This is a genomic window from Pseudoalteromonas sp. SW0106-04 (assembly GCF_001293805.1).
Taxonomy (GTDB): Bacteria; Pseudomonadota; Gammaproteobacteria; order Enterobacterales; family Alteromonadaceae; genus Pseudoalteromonas; species Pseudoalteromonas ruthenica.
This window is the reverse complement of sequence record NZ_BCAI01000004.1, coordinates 96,989-116,616: the sequence shown is the minus strand read 5'-3', so window position 1 is coordinate 116,616 and position 19,628 is coordinate 96,989. Positions and strand designations below refer to the sequence as shown.

General features: G+C 46.6%; 18 protein-coding genes. 8 read left to right on the top strand and 10 right to left on the bottom strand.

Translation table 11 applies throughout. The annotated features are described in order from the left end of the window. Positions 1-20: 20 nt before the first annotated feature. The 5 genes from W04_RS06890 to W04_RS06870 all read left to right on the top strand — a co-directional run bounded on the left by W04_RS06890 (position 21) and on the right by W04_RS06870 (position 4,892). Positions 21-1,304: an HlyC/CorC family transporter gene (locus tag W04_RS06890; protein ID WP_082342165.1), complete on the top strand. Its 1,284-nt coding sequence runs from the start codon at positions 21-23 to the stop codon at positions 1,302-1,304. Between the two features lie 342 nt (positions 1,305-1,646). Further along, positions 1,647-2,090: a hypothetical protein gene (locus W04_RS06885; protein WP_053910302.1), complete on the top strand. Its 444-nt coding sequence runs from the start codon at positions 1,647-1,649 to the stop codon at positions 2,088-2,090. A gap of 441 nt (positions 2,091-2,531) precedes the next feature. Continuing rightward, positions 2,532-3,569, top strand: a complete 1,038-nt coding sequence (locus tag W04_RS06880; RefSeq protein WP_053910301.1) for an acyltransferase — start codon at positions 2,532-2,534, stop codon at positions 3,567-3,569. Then, positions 3,547-4,419, top strand: a complete 873-nt coding sequence (locus W04_RS06875; protein ID WP_306341148.1) for an alpha/beta hydrolase — start codon at positions 3,547-3,549, stop codon at positions 4,417-4,419. The genes W04_RS06880 and W04_RS06875 overlap by 23 nt, the downstream gene beginning before the upstream one ends. 59 nt (positions 4,420-4,478) lie before the next feature. Beyond that, complete coding sequence (locus tag W04_RS06870) at positions 4,479-4,892, top strand: GFA family protein (protein ID WP_053910300.1); 414 nt, start codon at positions 4,479-4,481, stop codon at positions 4,890-4,892. Here W04_RS06870 and W04_RS06865 read toward each other — a convergent pair. From W04_RS06865 to rluD, 6 genes are all read right to left on the bottom strand, one after another. Then, positions 4,881-5,489: a transglycosylase SLT domain-containing protein gene (locus W04_RS06865; RefSeq protein ID WP_053910299.1), complete on the bottom strand. Its 609-nt coding sequence runs from the start codon at positions 5,487-5,489 to the stop codon at positions 4,881-4,883. The genes W04_RS06870 and W04_RS06865 overlap by 12 nt on opposite strands. A 109-nt stretch (positions 5,490-5,598) precedes the next feature. After that, a complete protein-coding gene (gene gshA / locus W04_RS06860) occupies positions 5,599-7,188 on the bottom strand; it encodes a glutamate--cysteine ligase (protein WP_053910298.1) in 1,590 nt (529 codons plus the stop codon). A gap of 60 nt (positions 7,189-7,248) precedes the next feature. After that, a complete protein-coding gene (locus W04_RS06855; protein WP_053910297.1) occupies positions 7,249-8,190 on the bottom strand; it encodes an NADP-dependent oxidoreductase in 942 nt (313 codons plus the stop codon). A 116-nt stretch (positions 8,191-8,306) separates the two neighbouring features. Further along, on the bottom strand, positions 8,307-10,883 hold the full coding sequence (gene clpB, locus W04_RS06850; RefSeq protein ID WP_053910296.1) for an ATP-dependent chaperone ClpB: 2,577 nt from the start codon (positions 10,881-10,883) through the stop codon (positions 8,307-8,309). 86 nt (positions 10,884-10,969) lie between these two features. Then, the gene (gene pgeF / locus W04_RS06845) at positions 10,970-11,710 is read right to left on the bottom strand and encodes a peptidoglycan editing factor PgeF (RefSeq protein ID WP_053910295.1); all 741 of its coding nucleotides are present in this window, start codon (positions 11,708-11,710) and stop codon (positions 10,970-10,972) included. Further along, positions 11,700-12,677, bottom strand: a complete 978-nt coding sequence (gene rluD / locus W04_RS06840; protein ID WP_053910294.1) for a 23S rRNA pseudouridine(1911/1915/1917) synthase RluD — start codon at positions 12,675-12,677, stop codon at positions 11,700-11,702. Before rluD ends, pgeF begins: the two co-directional genes overlap by 11 nt. 123 nt (positions 12,678-12,800) lie before the next feature. Between rluD and W04_RS06835 the strand changes: the two genes are divergently transcribed. Further along, on the top strand, positions 12,801-13,559 hold the full coding sequence (locus tag W04_RS06835; protein ID WP_053910293.1) for an outer membrane protein assembly factor BamD: 759 nt from the start codon (positions 12,801-12,803) through the stop codon (positions 13,557-13,559). A gap of 64 nt (positions 13,560-13,623) precedes the next feature. Here W04_RS06835 and W04_RS06830 read toward each other — a convergent pair whose 3' ends face one another. Beyond that, positions 13,624-13,962, bottom strand: a complete 339-nt coding sequence (locus W04_RS06830) for a P-II family nitrogen regulator (protein ID WP_022945250.1) — start codon at positions 13,960-13,962, stop codon at positions 13,624-13,626. Positions 13,963-14,091: 129 nt separating this feature from the next. Between W04_RS06830 and W04_RS06825 the strand changes: the two genes are divergently transcribed. Then, positions 14,092-14,646 (top strand): GspH/FimT family pseudopilin, encoded by a 555-nt coding sequence (locus W04_RS06825; protein WP_053910292.1) that lies wholly within the window; start codon positions 14,092-14,094, stop codon positions 14,644-14,646. 48 nt (positions 14,647-14,694) lie between these two features. Then, positions 14,695-15,234: a GspH/FimT family protein gene (locus tag W04_RS06820; RefSeq protein ID WP_053910291.1), complete on the top strand. Its 540-nt coding sequence runs from the start codon at positions 14,695-14,697 to the stop codon at positions 15,232-15,234. Between the two features lie 3 nt (positions 15,235-15,237). Here W04_RS06820 and W04_RS06815 read toward each other — a convergent pair whose 3' ends face one another. Genes W04_RS06815 through W04_RS06805 form a run of 3 tightly spaced genes read right to left on the bottom strand, consistent with a single transcriptional unit; the run spans position 15,238 to position 19,618 of the window. Further along, the gene (locus W04_RS06815) at positions 15,238-15,546 is read right to left on the bottom strand and encodes a TapY2 family type IVa secretion system protein (RefSeq protein WP_053910290.1); all 309 of its coding nucleotides are present in this window, start codon (positions 15,544-15,546) and stop codon (positions 15,238-15,240) included. Between the two features lie 5 nt (positions 15,547-15,551). Further along, positions 15,552-15,956 (bottom strand): type IV pilin protein, encoded by a 405-nt coding sequence (locus W04_RS06810; protein WP_053910289.1) that lies wholly within the window; start codon positions 15,954-15,956, stop codon positions 15,552-15,554. Beyond that, the gene (locus W04_RS06805) at positions 15,956-19,618 is read right to left on the bottom strand and encodes a pilus assembly protein (RefSeq protein WP_053910288.1); all 3,663 of its coding nucleotides are present in this window, start codon (positions 19,616-19,618) and stop codon (positions 15,956-15,958) included. The genes W04_RS06810 and W04_RS06805 overlap by 1 nt, the downstream gene beginning before the upstream one ends. Positions 19,619-19,628 lie beyond the last annotated feature (10 nt).

Sequence of the window (19,628 nt, the reverse complement as noted above, 5' to 3'; positions counted from 1 at the left end):
TTTAATAGAAGGATCCTTCTTTGGACGACATATCGACGAGTACGTTGTTTATCATTTTAGCAATACTGATCGTACTCTCCGCATACTTCTCTAGCTCCGAAACTGGGATGTTGTCGATTAATAAATTTCGACTACGCCACCTAGAAAAACAAAAACACGCCGGAGCCACGCGAGTCAGCAGCCTACTCAAGCGCCCGGATCGCCTTATTGGCTTGATCCTTATTGGCAATAACCTTGTTAATATTGCGGCCTCTTCAGTGGCCACGATTATTGGTATTCGCCTGTTTGGCGATGTCGTCGGCTTAGCGGTGGCCACTTTTGGGTTGACCTTTATTTTATTGGTTTTTGCAGAGGTTACTCCGAAAACCATTGCCGCCTTGTACCCAGAGAAAATCGCCTTTCCAAGCTCGCTGATTCTTAAAAATTTGCTGCGCTTAACTTTGCCTTTTGTGATTGCCCTAAACTGGATCACTAACGGTTTGTTGCGTCTGCTTGGCTTTAGCCCAGAGCAAATGGAAGAGCACAGCCTTTCTAAAGAAGAGCTGAAAACCGTGGTAAGTGAAGCCGGAGCCATGTTGCCGGCCAAGCACAAAAGCATGCTGACGTCGATTTTAGACCTTGAGCAGGTCACCGTGGAGGACATTATGATCCCGCGTAATGAAATTAACGCCATTGATGTTAATGATGACTGGAAGGTGATCAGTAAGCAGCTCACCAACTTGCAGCACACCCGGGTGCTTTTATACCGTGACCAAATCGATGATGCTGTGGGCTTTATTCATGCTCGAGACGCACTTCGTCTACTCACCAAAGAGCAGTTTAATAAGTCGTCGCTGCTTCGCGCAGTAAGGGAGATTTACTTTATTCCCGAAGGCACCTCTTTGAATACCCAGTTACACAAGTTTCAGCAGGTCAAAGAGCGTATTGGCTTAGTTGTTGACGAATATGGTGATATTCAAGGTCTAGTCACACTTGAGGATATTCTCGAAGAAGTGGTTGGCGACTTCACCACCACACAAACCCGACCACCAAGCGAGGAAGTCAGTGAGCAGGACGATGGCTCAGTGCTAGTTGATGGCGGTGCCAATATTCGTGACCTCAATAAAGAAATGGGTTGGCATCTTCCCCAAGATGGGCCAAAAACTCTTAGCGGCCTGATTGTCGAATATTTAGAAGATATTCCCGACGCCAATTTAGGGCTTAAAATTGAGGGCTACCCGATTGAGGTCATGGAAGTAAAAGAAAACATGATTAAGCTGGTACGTGTGCTCCCACAGCAGCGTCGCAAGAAGTATAAAGACTAGCCACCCTTTTAAGGCTGCTACCTTTTTCCAGGTAGCAGCCTCTGTCCATGTGTAAACAGCCCAATAGTCCGCAAAGCGATAAAAAGACCCACAAACCAAATCGGTTTATAACCTGACTTCATTTGTGGTCGCTAAAAAATAAGTCCGAGAAACGCCCCTTAAGGAGTCATGCTCGCTTTCAGCGCCCAACATATACTTAGACATTATCCTTTTCCTTTGCTAACTTCATGACTTTATAGATAAATAATATGCACTGTTCAAGCTTTGAGGTGTCTTTAGCTAGGAGCGACAAATGCGTTTGTTAGTTGCACCTCGATATTACCCATACCTTAAGGATACGGTTTGAAACTCAGTAAAGAGCTTTATGCAATTGCCTCAAGCATTGCGCATGAAACGGATGGTTTTTTTGATACAAAAGGACCTGGAGCCGGGAACCTTTCAACAAATCAATTCATCGATTTAGTTCGCAGCCGCGCGGAACAAGCCTTTGGCGAGGATTATAGCGAACAAAAAATTTGTGGCGACAACTCAATGGCGGTGGACTTTTATTTTCCCGAAGAACAGACGGTTGTGGAAATTGCATTAGGGATAAAAAACCCAAACACTGAATTTGAAAAAGATATTCTTAAGGCTCTTATGGCCAGAAGCTTAGGTAATAAAATTAGAAACCTTGTCTTTATTTGTAAACCCGGTGGCTATAAAAAATGCAATCAGCCGGGTCGCAAAGCAATGTTCGAATGGCTACAGAACCAAAATGGAATGACCCTGGAAGTGTGGGATCTTTAATTACCGGACCAAATAAGACCTGTTTTCAACAAGCTGCACAGAATAAAGAAGTATTATAAGTTCCTAGGTATTGATTAGCACGTGTGGTGGTTTATTTACTGTTGTTGTTTTTATAGCGGGCTTTTATTCTAACTATCTTGGCTTTACCACTGGGGAAGCTTCCTCCTATCTGTAATCGCGAACCACAGTTGGTAGAGGCTTTTACACGGAGGCCAGTCACTACTGCCTACTTCAGGAACGTTTCAAAGAAACTCTCCGGGTAAGAGAAAACAGGGAATGAGTATCAAGACCGAATCCCGCTACGGATGTCATTCAGAAATTTACAAAGGATGAGTAATAACTCGCTGCAATAATGTTAGTCAATAATTTCAACTGCAGCGCTAATTTTTCACGCCCTACGGCGAATTATAATAAAAATAATGTTCAGATTAGGAGTCTAGGTTGGAAATTAGAAAGCTGAATGCCTTGCGAGGGCTCGCTGCACTTATTGTTTTCTTTACACATTTCAGTGATATAACCCTCTGGTTTGACGGTGCACTAGGAGGCGGCTCCGGTGCCTATGGGGTGATGTTATTCTTTTTACTAAGCGGTTTTTTGATGGCATACCTTTATTTAGGTAAAGAGTTCAATCGCACTAACCTCACGCGCTATTTATTGGCCCGAGCAGCAAGAGTGCTGCCCTTGTACCTAGCTGTGGTGTTCGCCTCGTTCATACTCGCTAAGAACGGGAATGACAGCCTATATAACATACCTGATGTCAACGCCTTACTCGGCCACTTGCTATTTGTTCACGGCGAGAGCGTACTTTGGACTATTCCACCTGAAATACACTTTTATGTGGTTTTTATTGCTTTTTGGATGCTGGCTAAAAACAGAACAGGCTATATTTATCTCGCTATTGTGGCGGTAATGATTGTGCTGTTTTTTACCAACTTTCCGAGGATTTATGGCGATATTTATGGAATACCCTATAACCTCTTTAGCATATTGCGCACCTTACCTTTCTTTTTTGTGGGTGTGATTTTGGGCTTACTGTACCCCACCCTAAAAGTGCCTAACTACATGCGAAAGCACCGCTTTGTAGCGGTTCTTCTGTTAATACCACTTATGTATCCACAATTCACTCCGCTAACCAGCGGCGATGAAAGACGAATGTGGCTAAGCTACGAAGTGTTACTAGTTATGAGCACGGTATTCTTTTGCGTCGTATTTCTCGTCCCTGATAACAATATTGTACTCGCCAATCGCCTTGGCGATTTCATCGGCAAAATCTCCTATTCGCTATACCTGCTGCATATGCCCATTATTATGCAGGTAAATAAGTTAGCGTTGACTGTTGAGCTCAAACTCATTGTCGCCTTAGCACTAAGCATAATGGTGGCCTACTTGTCATACCGATACTTCGAGCAACCTATCGCCAAGCGTATTCGTCACCTCACAGCGTCCAAAGCACAGGATGCGCCTATGCGCGCCAGTTAAACTATTGTCTATTATGGAGACGACCTTGAGTTATTTACTGTATTTTATTCTTATCGTTACATGCGCTACAGGGCTCGCAAACGAGCCCTTTGAAATACCAAGAAGTGCTGTTATCGAATTAACAGAGCCTACAAGCAAACGGATATACCCTGTATTTATAAAGCTGCCTCGCTCCTATGCAATAAATAAAGATAAAAAGTATCCCGTCATTTACCTGATGGATGCCTGGTATAGCTTTCAGATTGCCTCAGGTGCTACACGCTTTCCGATGAACAGCGGCACAATGAAAGAGGCTATCATTGTGGGGATATCCTATTCACGAGGCTCAAAAGGCCCATCTAGTCGAATAAGAGACTACACTCCGGTGCAAGCCACAAACTGGAAGTTTCAAACTGGCCATGCTGATGGTCATGCTAAGTTTATCCGCGAGACCGTCTTCACCTATATTGAGCAGAACTACCGAACCCTCCCCTCACAACGCACCTTTTTGGGACACTCATTAGGGGGGTTGTTTGGCGCCTATATCCTGTTCAATTACCCTGATATGTTCAGCAGTTATATAATCGGTAGCCCATCGGTATGGTTTGCCAATAACGTTATTTTACACTCATCTGTGATGAAACCTCGTTTACCAACCAAGGTCTATGTATCAGTGGGCAGCTTGGAACAGCCAAAGTATGGAGAAAAGCAGCATATGGTGGCTGGGGCGCAAAAACTAATAGAGAAAATGACCGCTGAATGCGGAAAAAACACGACGATTAAGTTTCGCATTATTGAAGGGGCTAAACACGCGACAGCGTTTCCGAGCACCTTGATCCAAGGATTGGACTGGATTTATACGCAGCAATAAATGAGCAACTACAGTGGCACTGGCTAAACTTGTAGTAATGAAAACAAAGGAGAAAACTTATGCAAGGCAGCTGCTTATGCGCACAGGTACGCTTCGAAATAAAAGGTGAGTTCAGTCATTTCTATTTATGTCACTGCAGTCACTGCCGCAAAGACAGTGGCTCGGCGCACGGAGCAAACTTGTTCTCAAACTCGGCCACGCTCACTTGGTTATCAGGTGAGCCGTTGGTAAGACATTACCAACTCCCACACAGCGCTCACTGCAAAAGCTTTTGTAGTCGGTGCGGCTCGGCATTACCCATGTATCAACAACAAGGAGACATACTGGTTGTTCCTGCAGGCTCGCTCGACGATGACCCTAATATCAATGTCACAGCACATATTTTTTACGCCGATAAAGCGCGCTGGGAGCAGGGCTTTGAAGATAGCCAGCGCTTCAGTGGTGCACCTAAGTTGCAGCAATCAGAAGAATAAGCGCTCAAACCAGTTCTTATCTAATTCCTCTTCGCAGCGATTAAGCTGAACCGCATAACGACTGGCACGACGTTTCACTTTATTCGCGGCGCGCATTAACCAAGCCTTACTGCGATAGGTGCCGCGTTTATAACCGCCCCACCCTTCGTGATAGTTAAGGTATTGAGCATACGCATCCCACTTCGAAATGCCGTTAATCTGATGTGTTTTCCACACAAACCACGCCATAAAATCGATTGCATCGTCAAAATCGTCACGATCAGCGCCGCCGTTATCGGTTTCACGTGTGTAATCTTCCCAGGTCATGGTCTTTGCCTGTGAGTAACCATAGGCGTCACTGGCACGACCTGTGGGGATGATCCATAAGAAATATTCCATGGGCGGGGCAGCATCATGACGAAAGGAGCTTTCTTGATACATCATCGCCATTAACACATGTTTAGGTGAGCCCCAGCGCTCTTGTGCGTCCTTGGCATCAAAATACCAATCTTCTTTCTCTTCAAAAATCTTGCAGATATCATCGGGTTGCTTAGGTGGCGCGGTCGCACATCCAGCAAGTATAAACAGGGTAAAAATAAGCGATAAATTTTTTTTCATTTATTTTGAACTTAATCCGCAAGCCTGAGTCTGAACTTATGAATGCAGCAGTTTAGCATTGTTTCATCCCTGTAGAATAATTTGCGCGGCTACCTTAGCCGCGCTTTTTTTATGCGTCTACCTTTTCCACCGCAAAGTATTCATCTAAAAAGGCTTCAAAGCTCACAGTGTCTTCCTGCTCCACCTGCTGTTGTGCCTTAACTGACAGCTCAGCTTGCTCAGCTAAATGTGCGTCGTCAAAGCATTGGTACTGCCACTGACGATGAGCGTCGCTATAACGTTGTGCTAATTGCAAGGCAAACTGACCATTGTCAACATCATCACTGAGCAGTTGTTGTAGGTAGCGCCCTGATATGGTCTTACTAGGATCGCTCACCCAGCTCTGTAGCTCAGCAATGGTATGCTGATAATCATCGCTGCCATGCGCTTGGTCCATATACTCAGCAACTTTCGCAAGGTCGGTAAAAATATCCTCAGCCCATTGCTGCAAAGAGACAGACTCGTCACCGCGTAGCAACTGCAATTGCGGATCGCGGCCTTGATTGACCACCCGATCGAGGTTCTCTTGTGTCTGGCCTTGCTCCTGCCAATCCATGTGCGGCGATGCCTTTAATAAGCAGTAGGTCAAAAACACATCCAAGAAACGAATTTGCGTTAAATCGATGCCGGTATCCGCAAAGGGGTTCACATCCAAGGCGCGAATTTCGATGTATTCAATGCCGCCGCGCAATAACGCCTGCGTTGGCTTCTCGCCAGAGCGAGCATTGCGTTTAGGGCGGATAGGCGAGTAAAACTCGTTTTCAATTTGCAGAATATTTTTATTTAATTGCTGCGGTTTTGGTGCATGGTAATCATCAAGATGCTGGTACAACTCAGAAGGTGAGTTGATCGCGCTTTTTAAGCCGGCAACATATTCCTCCAATGAGTTATACATTACCCGCAAGCTCGATTGGGCGCTATTAGTGTAACCCAAATCACCTAACCGCAGGGCGGTGCCATGCTCGAGGTATAGGCTACCTTTACCAAGCTTTTTAAACGGTAGCGAGGTTTCTTGCCCTTCTAAAAAGGAGCCGCACAATGCCGGTGAAGCACCAAATAAATAGCTAATTAACCACAGTTCGCGTTTAAAGTTGCGAATTAACCCTAAATAATTGTCGGAAATAAAAGACTGTAAGTCATCACTTTGCCCAGCTAAACCCTGCAAGGTTTGCCAAAACGTTTGCGGGTAAGAGATATTGAAATGCACCCCGGCTATGGCCTGCATCATACTGCCGTAGCGGTTTTTTAACCCCTCTCGGTATAGCGTTTTCATACGACCAACATTGGATGAGCCGAATTGCGCCAACGGGATTTCATCTTGGCTTTGGATATAACACGGCATACTCACTGGCCACAATAATTCATCTTCGAGTTGCGCAAGAGTGAACTTTTGTAGGTCACGCAACTGAGCCAATGTTTCCTCAGGATCGGTGCTTACTGGGGTAATGAATTCAAGTAAAGCTTCAGAAAAATCGGTGGTGATCATCGAGTTGGTTAAGGCACAACCAATCGCCACTGGGTGGGGCTTTGTCGATAACCCGCCGCTGCGATTGGTACGCAGCGCCTCGCGCTCAATACCCCGAACAATGCCGACAATTGCGGCTTGATTTTCAGCGGACGACAATTCGCTAAGACGCTGATTTAATTGTGTACAAGTCAAAAAATACTACCTCTAGCCAAGCGGCTTAATTCTGTTGTTATGGGGTGCGCTGCCAAATACTCAAGTCCAAGGCAGTAAAATAACTTTCTCTTTGCTGCTATTTTGCTCTAAACGCTGATGCGCCATGCCCGCTGCCGAGAGCGGCATAGTGCAGTGAGCCAGCGCTAAGTGACCTTGGCGATACCACTGGTAAATACGTTTAAGCTGGGCATTGTTTTTAACCACCAGCACGGCGCATGCAGTCACTCCTTGCTCATTGGCCGCAGCAATAATCTCTTTTTGTGACAATGTCGGAATAGTGACTACACGACTGTGTGCACTTAATCCTTGTAAACAACGCTTCCCGACCTCCAGGCCCACAACATCGAGCAAATAACCCTTACGTTGCTCAGCCACAAACTGGTCATAACTCATTTGCTGAGCGCAAGAAGCGACACTTTTTGGCAGCTCACTGCGGCTAATGGCAATAACCTGATACCCCATTCGCGCGGCAATTTGTGCAGCTAACGAGCCGACTGTGCCATTAGCACCATTAATGTAAATGGGCTGACTTTTTGGACAGGCGAGCGCCGAGAGCGCTTGGAAGGCCGTTAACCCTGCCAAACACAGACCGGATAGCACCACATCTTCATTCACCGCATCGACTTTAATGAGTTCGTTTTCACGGGCCAAACAATACTGTGCATAGGTCCCTGGCTGGGTGGCAAAGCCAACCATACCCATTACCTTATCACCCTTTTTAAGCGTTTTTACCGCCTCACCACAGGCGACCACCTCGCCAAACAGATCATAGCCTAAGCTCATAGGCAGGTGATGTTTGTTTTGCTCTGCCGCAAAGCCGATACCAGCGCGGGTTTTTACATCAATGGGGTTAATAGCGGTGCTCAGCACCTTGATAAGTAACTCATGCTCACCGGGCTTTGGCCGCGATAGGGTCACTGGTTTTAGCACCCCTGGCTCACCAAAAGCATGAATGACCATGGCTTGGTATCCGTGTTCCATAGCTAACACTATTGTTGAATGATTGCTCCTAAACCTATATTGACATTACCACTGCATGGACACAATAAAAAAGGCGACAAATTATTGCCGCCTTTCGTATGAGTTATAACTGACCTTTATTTACAGCTAAATAAAAAGCCTTGCTCGTCAGCATCGATGGAAATCAAGTTGCCATCAGCCAACTCACCCGCCAACAGTTTCTGCGCCAGTGGATTTTCAATGGCCTGCTGGATAGCCCGCTTTAAAGGTCGAGCACCATAGACCGGATCGAACCCGCCCTCGGCCAGCTTAGCTAATGCCGCATCGGTGATTTCCAATAGGTAGCCTTTTTCAGTGAGCCGTTCGTGCAACTTCGCCAACTGAATATCAGCAATCTGCTTGATGTGCTCTCCGGCTAGTGGATGGAATACCACGGTTTCATCAATACGGTTTATAAACTCTGGCCTAAATTGCTGCGCCAGCACCATCATCACTTTGTCTTTCAATGTGGCGTAATCATTATTCCCAGCTTGCTCTTGGATCACATCCGAGCCCAAGTTAGAAGTCATAATGATCACCGTGTTTTTAAAGTCCACGGTGCGCCCTTGCCCGTCAGTGAGACGACCATCATCCAATACCTGTAGCAAGATATTGAATACGTCTGGGTGCGCCTTCTCCACTTCGTCAAGCAGTACCACCGAGTAAGGACGACGGCGCACAGCCTCGGTGAGGTAGCCGCCCTCTTCATAGCCAACATAGCCCGGAGGCGCACCGACCAAACGCGCCACTGAATGTTTCTCCATAAACTCTGACATATCGATACGAACCATGGCATCTTCGGTGTCAAACATCAGTTGCGCCAATGCTTTGGTAAGCTCGGTTTTACCCACCCCTGTAGGGCCCAAGAACAAGAATGAGCCTATGGGTCGATTGGGATCAGCTAATCCTGCACGAGAGCGACGGATGGCATTGGCAACAGCGGTGACCGCTTCGTCTTGGCCGATAACGCGTTGGTGCAGCTCGTCTTCCATCTGCAGCAACTTCTCACGCTCGCCCTGAAGCATTTTCGCCACTGGAATGCCGGTCCAGCGTGAGAGGATCTCGGCAATCTCGTCTTCACCAACTTTATTACGCAGCAAGTTCATATCTTGCATTTCAACTTGCGAGGCAAGGTCTAATTTGCGCTCCAGCTCAGGAATTCGGCCGTACTGCAGTTCCGACATTCGCTGTAGATCACTGGCTCGACGTGCCACCTCTAAGTCCAAACGCGCTTGCTCGAGCTCCGCTTTAATGACTTGAGTGCCTTGCAGCGAGGCCTTTTCCGCATTCCATACTTCGTCCAACTCAGCATATTCACTTTCCAGCTCTTGGATCAGCTCCTGCATTTCCTCACGGCGCTTTTGGCTGGCCTCGTCCTTTTCTTTAGCTAAGGCATTGTCTTCAAGTTTCAACTGAATGATACGCCGCTCAAGGCGGTCCAACTGCTCTGGCTTTGAGTCAATTTGTAAACGAATGGAAGAGCCCGCCTCGTCTATTAAGTCGATGGCTTTATCGGGCAATTGCCGGTCGCTAATATAACGGTGCGATAAATTCGCCGCTGCAACGATCGCTGGATCGGTGATTTCCACAGAATGGTGCAGCTCGTAGCGCTCTTTTAACCCACGCAAAATAGCAATGGTGTCTTCAACACTCGGCTCATTTACTAATACCTTTTGGAAGCGACGCTCTAAAGCCGCGTCCTTTTCAATGTATTGACGATACTCATCTAAGGTTGTCGCCCCGACACAGTGCAATTCACCTCGTGCTAGCGCCGGCTTCAGCATGTTCCCGGCATCCATGGCGCCGTCGGTTTTACCGGCACCGACCATGGTATGAATTTCATCGATAAAGAGGATCACTTGCCCCTCTTCTTTAGCCAGCTCATTGAGGACCGACTTAAGACGCTCCTCAAATTCGCCACGGTATTTAGCTCCGGCCACTAAAGCGCCCAAATCCAGCGATAACACGCGCTTATTCTTAAGACCCTCAGGAACCTCACCGTTTACGATACGCTGCGCTAGGCCCTCAGCTATCGCCGTTTTACCAACGCCCGGTTCACCAATTAACACCGGGTTATTTTTAGTGCGCCGTTGTAACACTTGCACGGTGCGACGGATTTCCTCGTCACGACCAATAACGGGATCAAGCTTGCCTTGCTCGGCACGCTCGGTGAGATCGATGGTGAATTTCTCAAGTGCCTGACGAGTATCTTCAGCGTTGGGGTCATCCACTTTTTGCCCGCCGCGCAGTGCGTCTATGGCTTTTTCTACCTTACCTGTGGTGATATTTAGAGCTTTAAAAATCTCTCCTAAAGGCCCCTTATCTTCACAGGCAGCCAGTACGAACAGCTCGCTGGAAATATATTTGTCTTTACGCTTTTGCGCATATTTGTCGCATAAGTTCAGCAATGACACCATGTTATTGGACAACTGCACGTCGCCACCGACGCCCTCCACTTTAAACAACTTCTCAATTTCTTGAGAAAGCTTGGTGTTGAGCTCATCAGCGCTGACGCCTGCTTGCGCAAAAAGAGCACGCACACTCGAGCCTGTTTGCTGCAATAGTGCGTACATTAGGTGTACGGGTTCAATAAATTGATGATCGCGACCGAGTGCTAATGATTGAGCATCGGAGAGCGCTTGCTGAAATTTACTGGTAAATCTATCTAAACGCATCTGTTTGTTTCCACTAAAACTTTAATTACCTATTTAATGGGTGCTAGCGCGCGTTTGATCAAGTTATACGGTTAAAATTTTGGTGATTATTTGCGCCAGATCACACTGGCCATACGACCGGTTTGGCCATCGCGTCGATAAGAAAAGTAGGTATCGGCAAGGGTATAAGTGCAGGCCTGAGCTTTAGTGACATTACTCACACCGGCTCGATTAAGCGCAAGCTCGGCTAATAGTGGCAAGTTGGCGAGAAATTTGTCGCCATGTGCTTTAAAGCCCTGCTGATAGTCGCCGCTGTGAGCGCAAAATTGGCTTTTAACCTCATTCCCGACCTCGAAGGCTGAGGGCCCTATAGCAGGCCCAAGCCAAGCATGAATATCTTTCGCGGGGGTGTTAAATAAGGGTAACGCCCGCTCGATGATACCTCCGACAAGGGAGCGCCAACCACAATGCAAAGCAGCCACTTCAGCGCCATCTTGGCTGGCTAATAAAAGCGCCAAGCAATCAGCAGTCATAATAGCCAAAGGCTGCTTTGGCAAGCGTGTAAACAGGCCATCCGCTTCGATTCTAAGCTGTTCACTGTACTGAGTAACACCATGAATATGGGTGCCATGTACTTGGTTTACATAACAGGCAGGACGCGGCAGTTGGTTATTGAGCACAGCGCGATTGGCGAGCACTAGCGATTCTTCGTCGCCTACATGCAGCCCCACATTGAGGCTGCGATACACGCCCTGACTATGCCCGCCTTGGCGGGTGCTTTGCAGCACCCCTACCAGGGACTCATCAGCACCCCAGGTTGGGGTATAAAATGGTGTTTTAGAGGTCATCGTAGCCATTGGCTTCGGTGTCTTGGCGCAGCGCTTCGGTCAGTGCCACCATGTCCTCAGGGACTGGGGCCTGCCAACGCATTTGCTCACCGGTGATCGGGTGTGCTAACTGCAACTTAATGGCATGCAAAGCCTGGCGTTTGAAGCCTCGTAAGGTCGCCATAAACTCTTCACTGGCATGCTTAGGAGGACGTGGGCGTCCGCCGTAAAAGGGGTCACCAACAAGTGGGTGACTGATATGCGCCATATGCACACGGATTTGGTGGGTACGACCCGACTCTAGGCGCAGCCGTAAGCGTGTATGAGCACGGAACTTTTCAGCGACTCGGTAGTGCGTCACCGCAGGTTTACCAAATTCATTAACAGCCATATGCGTGCGCTTAGTGGCGTGACGACCAATAGGCGCATCGACCATACCGCCTGCGGTCATGGTGCCATAACAGATAGCTTCATACTCACGGGTGAAATTTTCACGTTTTTGCAATGCCGCAACCAAATGCGTTTGTGCCGGCAAGGTTTTCGCAACCACCATCAACCCTGTAGTGTCTTTATCAAGACGATGGACGATACCCGCACGAGGGATATTTTCAATCTCTGGACAATGATGCAATAACGCGTTTAACACTGTGCCATCGGGGTTGCCGGCACCAGGATGGACCACTAAGCCCGCAGGTTTATTGATCACCAAAATATCGTCATCTTCGTAGACAATATCTAAAGCAATATCTTGTGCTTCATATTCTCGCGGCGCTTCAATTTGCGCGTTGATCTCTACGTGTTCACCGCCCAACAGCTTTTCTTTGGGGGTGTTTAAGGTGAGGCCATCAACCTGCACCATGTCATCGAGAATCCACGTTTTTATTCGTGAGCGCGAATAGTCCGGGAACAATTGCGCCAAAATTTGGTCTAGACGTTTACCGCCTAGTTCCACGGGGACCTCTGCACTGAGGGAAATTTGTTCTGCCATAAGCAAGTTTTACCTAATTTACCAGTGCAAGCTCTGCTCGACTGGGTTAGAATCGCATAATTCGCATAGTTTACTCGGTTTTACCTACTTGGCCTAGCCGAAGACAACGAAGGTACCTAATTAATGATAAATAAAATAAGTAAACGGGCACTTGCAGTCGTATTTACGGCCTCCTTACTTAGCGCATGTTCATCCGCGCCAGAACAACAAGAAATTGAGCGCGTACCCAACAAATCCGCACAAGCTTTGTATGAAGATGCACGCGAAACCTTAGATTCAGGCTTATATGCCCGGGCAATCGAGCTACTTACCGCCATTGATTCTCGCTATCCGTTTGGCCCTTTCTCTAAACAAGCGCAAATGGACTTAGTCTATGCGCATTACCAAACTGGCAATACAGAGCAAGCTTTGGCCACTATTGACCGCTTTATTCGCTTAAACCCGAACCACAAAGACTTAGACTACATGTACTACATGCGTGGCTTGGTCAATATTAAGGCCGATAAAAATGCCTTCCAAGAATACTTTGGCGTAGATAGAGCCGATAGAGACGCAAAACGCACTCGAGTGGCCTATAAAGACTTATCAACTCTAGTCAACAACTACCCTGACAGCAAGTATGCACCCGAGGCAAAGCGTCGTCTTGCTTGGCTACTCAACCGCATGGCTCGCAACGAATTGAAAGTGGCACAGTATTATTACGAGCGTGAAGCTTACCTGGCCGCAGCAAATCGCGGTAAGTACGTTGTTGAGCATTTCTCACAAAGCAGTTACCTTGAGCCTGCGTTAGAAATGATGGTGAGAAGCTACGAAAAACTTGGCTTACCAGATATGGCTGAGCATGCCCAACAAACCCTTGAGGCAAATAAACGCGAACGCTAAATAACGCACACATATAAAAAAACCGATGCTGTATAGGCATCGGTTTTTTTAAATTTATAAGTTATTAAATCGCTTCTTCATCTTCCTCTTGCGTACGGATACGTACCACTCGCTCGACTTCCGTCACGAAAATTTTACCATCGCCTATTTTGCCGGTTTGTGCGGTTTTCACTATAACTTCGATAGCACGCTCGACATCTTCATCGGCTAGCACGATATCGAGCTTCACTTTTGGTAAAAAGTCGACCATGTACTCGGCACCGCGATAAAGCTCAGTATGGCCTTTTTGGCGACCAAATCCCTTAACCTCACAGACCGTCATACCGGTGATACCAACTTCTGAAAGGGCTTCACGGACGTCGTCTAACTTAAATGGCTTGATGATGGCTTCTATTTTTTTCATGACTTTTTATATTCGCGATGACAGATGCGCCGATTTTAGTCAATTGTGAGTGTTGAAGCAAACGCCCAAGGGGTGACTAATGCGTTAATAGTGTTAAAATTAATATAATACCCACATCAGGATGAAGTTATGAAAACCTGTAACACCTCAACATCTAAGGGCTTCACTCTTATAGAACTCATGGTGACCATTGCAATTTCAGGCATATTACTGGCTATCGCATTATTTGATAGCACACAAATGTCAGCACAGGAAAAAGCGAGCAATTTTAGTACCGAGCTCAAACGTAACGTAAAGTTCGCCAGAGCCAAAGCGATGACCACGGGCGACCCTGTGATTGTGTGTGCGATGACCAATCCTGGTAGCTCAGGAAATTGCCTCAATAGCTGGCAAAATGGCACTATCGTCATTTTCTCAGACATAAATAACAACGGCACATTCGAGGCCAACGCGGACATCCTACACCGCTCTATCAACAATTTGGTCGCCAACAGCCAGCTTGTACACAGTGGCAATGCACCAAGCTTGCGGTTTGACCAACGCGGCCAGCTGACCGCAGGACAAAACGGTTCCTTTATATTTTGTCCCACCGATGACAACGAACATAACGTGGCAGTTTCAGTAATGGCCTCGGGAACGGTACGAGACTTAGGTAAGACTGAGCAAGCTTGCACATCGGGCTAACTGTTCTACTATTTACAAGACTAAAGAAGGATTATTGAGGCGTCAAGGATGAACGCGCTTACTCCCCCCATGTGCTCACATGTAACAAATGTAGGCACGACCTTGATTGAGCTGCTTGTGACTATCGGTATCGCCGCGATGTTTGCAGCGGTCACTTTATTTAATGCCCAAGATTGGGCGTATCAAAACCGCCGCTCAGATTATATTGAACAACTCTACACACATCTGTTTGCGGCAAGATCGTACGCTATATTCAACAACCATTACGTCAGCGTATGCCCTGCGATTGCTGAGCGCTGCGTGCCGAATTGGCAAAATAATATAATGGTGTTTGTTGATAGTAATAACGATAAACAGCGTGGCGGCGATGAGCCGATTTTGAATATTCTCACTGTTCCGATTGGCAACGATACCATCGACTACCCAAGGCGGGCTGTTACTTTTAAGCCTACAGGGGCTCTAGGTGGCTTTCAATCTGGTAGCTTTGTGTACTGCTCAGTGGAAGATAAGTTGAACCAGCCTGCCTATCGTATTACCGTTAGTCAGACTGGTCGATTGCGGATAAAGCAAGACAGTGATAAGTGCTAAAAGCTAGCGCAGCTTTTTAGCATCTAGCGCGCGAGCCTCAGCTGAGCCAAACTGCTGTTTGAATTCAACACATTGAATGACTTGTTCAACGCTCGTCGCTTGCTGCTGTTGTGGTGCTGCGTACCCCCTTTGATACGCAGCAAGCTCCGCTTGGTGTCGGCTTTTTTGCTTCACTTGCACATCAATAACCTGATTTACACCGGTTTCCAGCGACACGTAACACTTATATTCATTAAGTAACCTAAGCTCTACTTTCGCACTGGCTTGAGTCGCAGCTATTACAACTAAGGCCAAAAACATATATCTGAACATTTATATCACCTTTTCCAGCAAGTGTCGGTGTCAGCACTTCCTGTGGACCCCTTCACACCCACTTCATTAATTGTGAAAGACGTGCACTCACCGTCTTTTAAAGCTATTCCAGATGCTGGAGTAGCAGTAATAATAAAGCTCTGCGCATTCACTGTTGCCGATAATGAGTACAAATCTGACTCCGTTGAATTTGAAAGCCCGAGGTCAGCCATAGTGGCTGTGTATTGACGGTTATCAGCAAAAAACTGCTCTTGCTTGCTTGCTGCATCTAGCAAGGCTGTCATAGCCTCAGAGCGCGCGCTACTGATGACAAATTGCTGATAAGAAGGGTAAGCAATAGCCGCCAGTATGCCGATAATTGCAACCACCACCATGAGCTCAATCAAGGTAAACCCTTTTACATGCTTCATTAATCAATTGTCTCCTCTTTATATATGTAAGTGCGATGTGTTTTGAATCCAAATGGGTTTTCATCACAACTTGCCATACCGCAGTCGCCGGGACGTCCGTTTGGCTCAATCGATTTCGCTTTCAAGGTGCCTTCCCCATCACCTTTACCCGCACCAATTAAAATGAACTGACTTTCACTTTCTTCCTCTGCGGTATCCGGATCATCTACTTTGGTAAAGAATAATGTTGGCGTATCAGGCACTTTATTCCCTACATCAAATTTTAGTTGATCATAGACTTTTGCACCGTAGTGCAGATGGAATGCATACAAACTACCCCCACCGCCTTTGAGCGAGCACTGCTGCAGATCATTCTCTTCCGAGGGAACAAAAGTAGTGAAATAAGCGACACCACCGACCACGGCAGCTGCCGACAACGACTTCTCATTTGCACCAAGGCTATACTTCCACCCGGAGAATTGAGCGAGATTTTTCTCTAGCTCTACAAAACCACTGTCGTCATTTAATTTGGCAGTGAACGGATCATTAGTAATATCCATCAAATCATCCATAGTGATGACGGCTGGTATATCTTCACCGCGCAACGACTGCGTTATGGTATTTTCATCACGCAGCATAATTAGATGATTATTTTCACTTTCATCAAGTGGATGAGCCCGATTACCACTACCAAGCACAATCGCTTCGTAAGGGGTTTCCTCACGCACAACTTGTGTAGAAGACTCTTCATCAATGATAGTGGTGTATTCGGATACTTTACTAAAGTAGGTTCTCGCCACCTCGGGCTGATAGAAGAATCGACGCTCGTTGCCGGTAATTGACAAATCAGCAATCTGCACGGCAGTCCACGGCTCACTACCCACAGGGTTCTCCGTTGGTAAATCGAATCGCCACACATCACCACCGGTATCAGCTGCGTAGAGACGATCGGTGAAACCATCGTAGTCAGAGTCAAGCAACGCTATGTCACCGGGAATGCTGTGCTCACCTTCATAAGTGGTATTGCCATTACCATTAGCTCCGGGAGTAAAAGACCACACTAAATCGCCGGTTTGTGCATCTAAAATATAAACACCCCGGCCAGAGTTGTCCGGGCTAATGTTGTCAGCATCTTTATTAATGTCATAGCCTGCGCCCACAACCACAACTGGTTTAGTGCCGCTTTTCTCTATAAACGTAACTCTAGGTTGGGACCATGTTTGCCCAAGTTCTTCCATCCCGGTGGTGTTGGCGTCTACCTTCCACATTAATTTTGGCGAGCTTGGGGTGCTGATATCAAAAGCATAGTACGAATCACCGCCACGACGCATACCCGTGAATAACCATACTCGGTCAGAGGGGTCGACGACACCGTTCTCATTTTTATCATCGAAGTACATAGAGGGCGAACCATCCATACCATAGACTTTCTCGCCTTTTATGTTACGGCGTAAAGTCGTGAGGTTCGGATAAAGTTCATAAGGAATGAAGCTCCACTCCTCTTCAATGGTATTGCCATTGTCTTTGAAAAGATGCAATGAACCGCCATTGGTTCCTACCGCAATGCGGATACTGCCGTCGCTGTAGGCTATAGCAAGTGGTTTAGAATGCAGCGGGTCGGCGAATATATCACTACGCAGCTCTGATGTATTACCATCGGAGTCATCATCATCAACGTCTTTACCTTTAGCCCATTCGAATAATGAGTCTAACCGTTCAACGGGTGTGCCTAGATAAGTGCCAAGGTCGGCTTGAGAGCCTGCATAGGATAACGCATTCGCCAAGGTGAATTTCGGCATTTCGCCTGTCCCTGCACCAATATCAGTGTAAATCGTGCGACTATTAAGACCTGCAAGCACCGCGTTTACGCCACCTTTTTTAACCTCGTTGCCATCGGCTTTGCCATCTTTCGTCCAAAAAGTAACGGCGCTGTCTTTAATATTTCCTTCACTCCCTGAGGCACCATCGATAGCCAAGTTGCCTTTACTGTCAATAATTTTGGTGCCATCTACTTTTAACTTTTTCAAATTACCCGACCAACGCGCACCTTCTTCAGGTAAAAACATGGCATAGTAAACCGAATCGAGTGTTTGGGTTCTATCGAAGTTGTTACTGGCAACGGCTGGAGCCGTAAATGTAGTATTTACTTTGAGGATTTCTGCCAACGCTTGGCCAAAAGATTGCGATAGTTCAATGGCATTTTGCGCCGCAAAATACCCTTTATCGCCGTTACTTTTCGTTGCCGTCGCCGCCTCTTTGAGTAGCCCTGCAGCATCATCAGCACCATCACTAAAACCAATGGTAAAAGTACTCACCCGTTGTACATCGTCTACCGAGGTATTCACATCATTGTGATGCATCCAATGGGTTAAGTTCGGCAGATAGTTAGAAGTGCTTAACGTGTCATCATTATAGGGAGTCGTTGAGGTCACCACTGGATCACTGATATCAGGCTGATTAGTCGTAGAGACAAGGGAAGACACTAAGCCATCTGCCGCTTTGTCTACCGTTGGAACACCATCAGTAATGAGAATAATGTAAGCCTCTTTAGAACAACCTCCTGAAAATGGCGATTTATAAATATCATTACTTACCGCCGATAAATCCATGGCTGGCGTATTCCCGTCGTATTTGAATCTACATTCAGACTCCTTACAGTCGGTATCATCGTCCCCGTACCATACACTTTGGCCAGCGAAAAAGCGGAATGCCTCGTAAGTTGTCTCACATAATGGTGTATTGGTTTCACCATCAATGCCGGAAATTTCACCGATAATATCGGCGTTACTTTGACCAAAATTGGCAATGACCCTACCACCATCTCGGGTATTTTCTTTGGGGTAGTTAAGGTTAAATACCATTAAGCCGAAATCGACAATGGGTGTGGCATTAAGCACAGTCGTGATGGATTCTTTGGCCACATCTAACTTGGACTTAACTTCCGTGTCTTTATCCGTAGCATGATACCAACGCAAGTAGTTAGGATGGTAAAGTGTCACAACCTCGCCGCCACTGAAATCCGCGCTGGCTTTGTCTTTTTGCTCCTTCGTTACAGAGCTTGATTGAGTGTAAAAGTCATTTGAGCTTTTTGATGCACCGCTAATAGGTAAGCCCGTCAGCTCGGTGTCCCCAGACTTATAGGTTGTACCGCCTATCTTTATCTCCAACCCGGTATTATCGGTATTTTCATTAAGAATATCATCGAGGCAGTCAAGTGCGGATATAGTATTAGCACCGCTATTGTCTTTGAGATCAACCCAAGAGCCGGTATTTCCTTTATATTGGTGCTCTCGAATATAGCCAGTATAAAAGCCATATTGCTGCAAAGACTCTCTCGCAGCATCACACCCATTAACATAGCTATGAAAGCGTTTAGTATCACTGTTGCTATCAGTACGTGGTAGCTGCTGATCCACGCCTGAACCAATAGTAAAATAAACGAAATCTTCATTAAGCGAGTTATCAAAAGAGGATACGACATCATAGGTCACATTAGGGTCGTAGCTTTTTGTCGTTTCTATCAGCCCATTCATACTGGCTGAGTTATCAAAAATAATAAGTACTTGAGGCTTTCCTGATGAGGTGAAAAATTTATTGCCCACATAAAGTTCAATATCCTCACCAAAGGATTTGCTCACACTGAAGGTGAGCGATGCTATTACTAATAATTTAAACAGTTTCATGTCATTCACC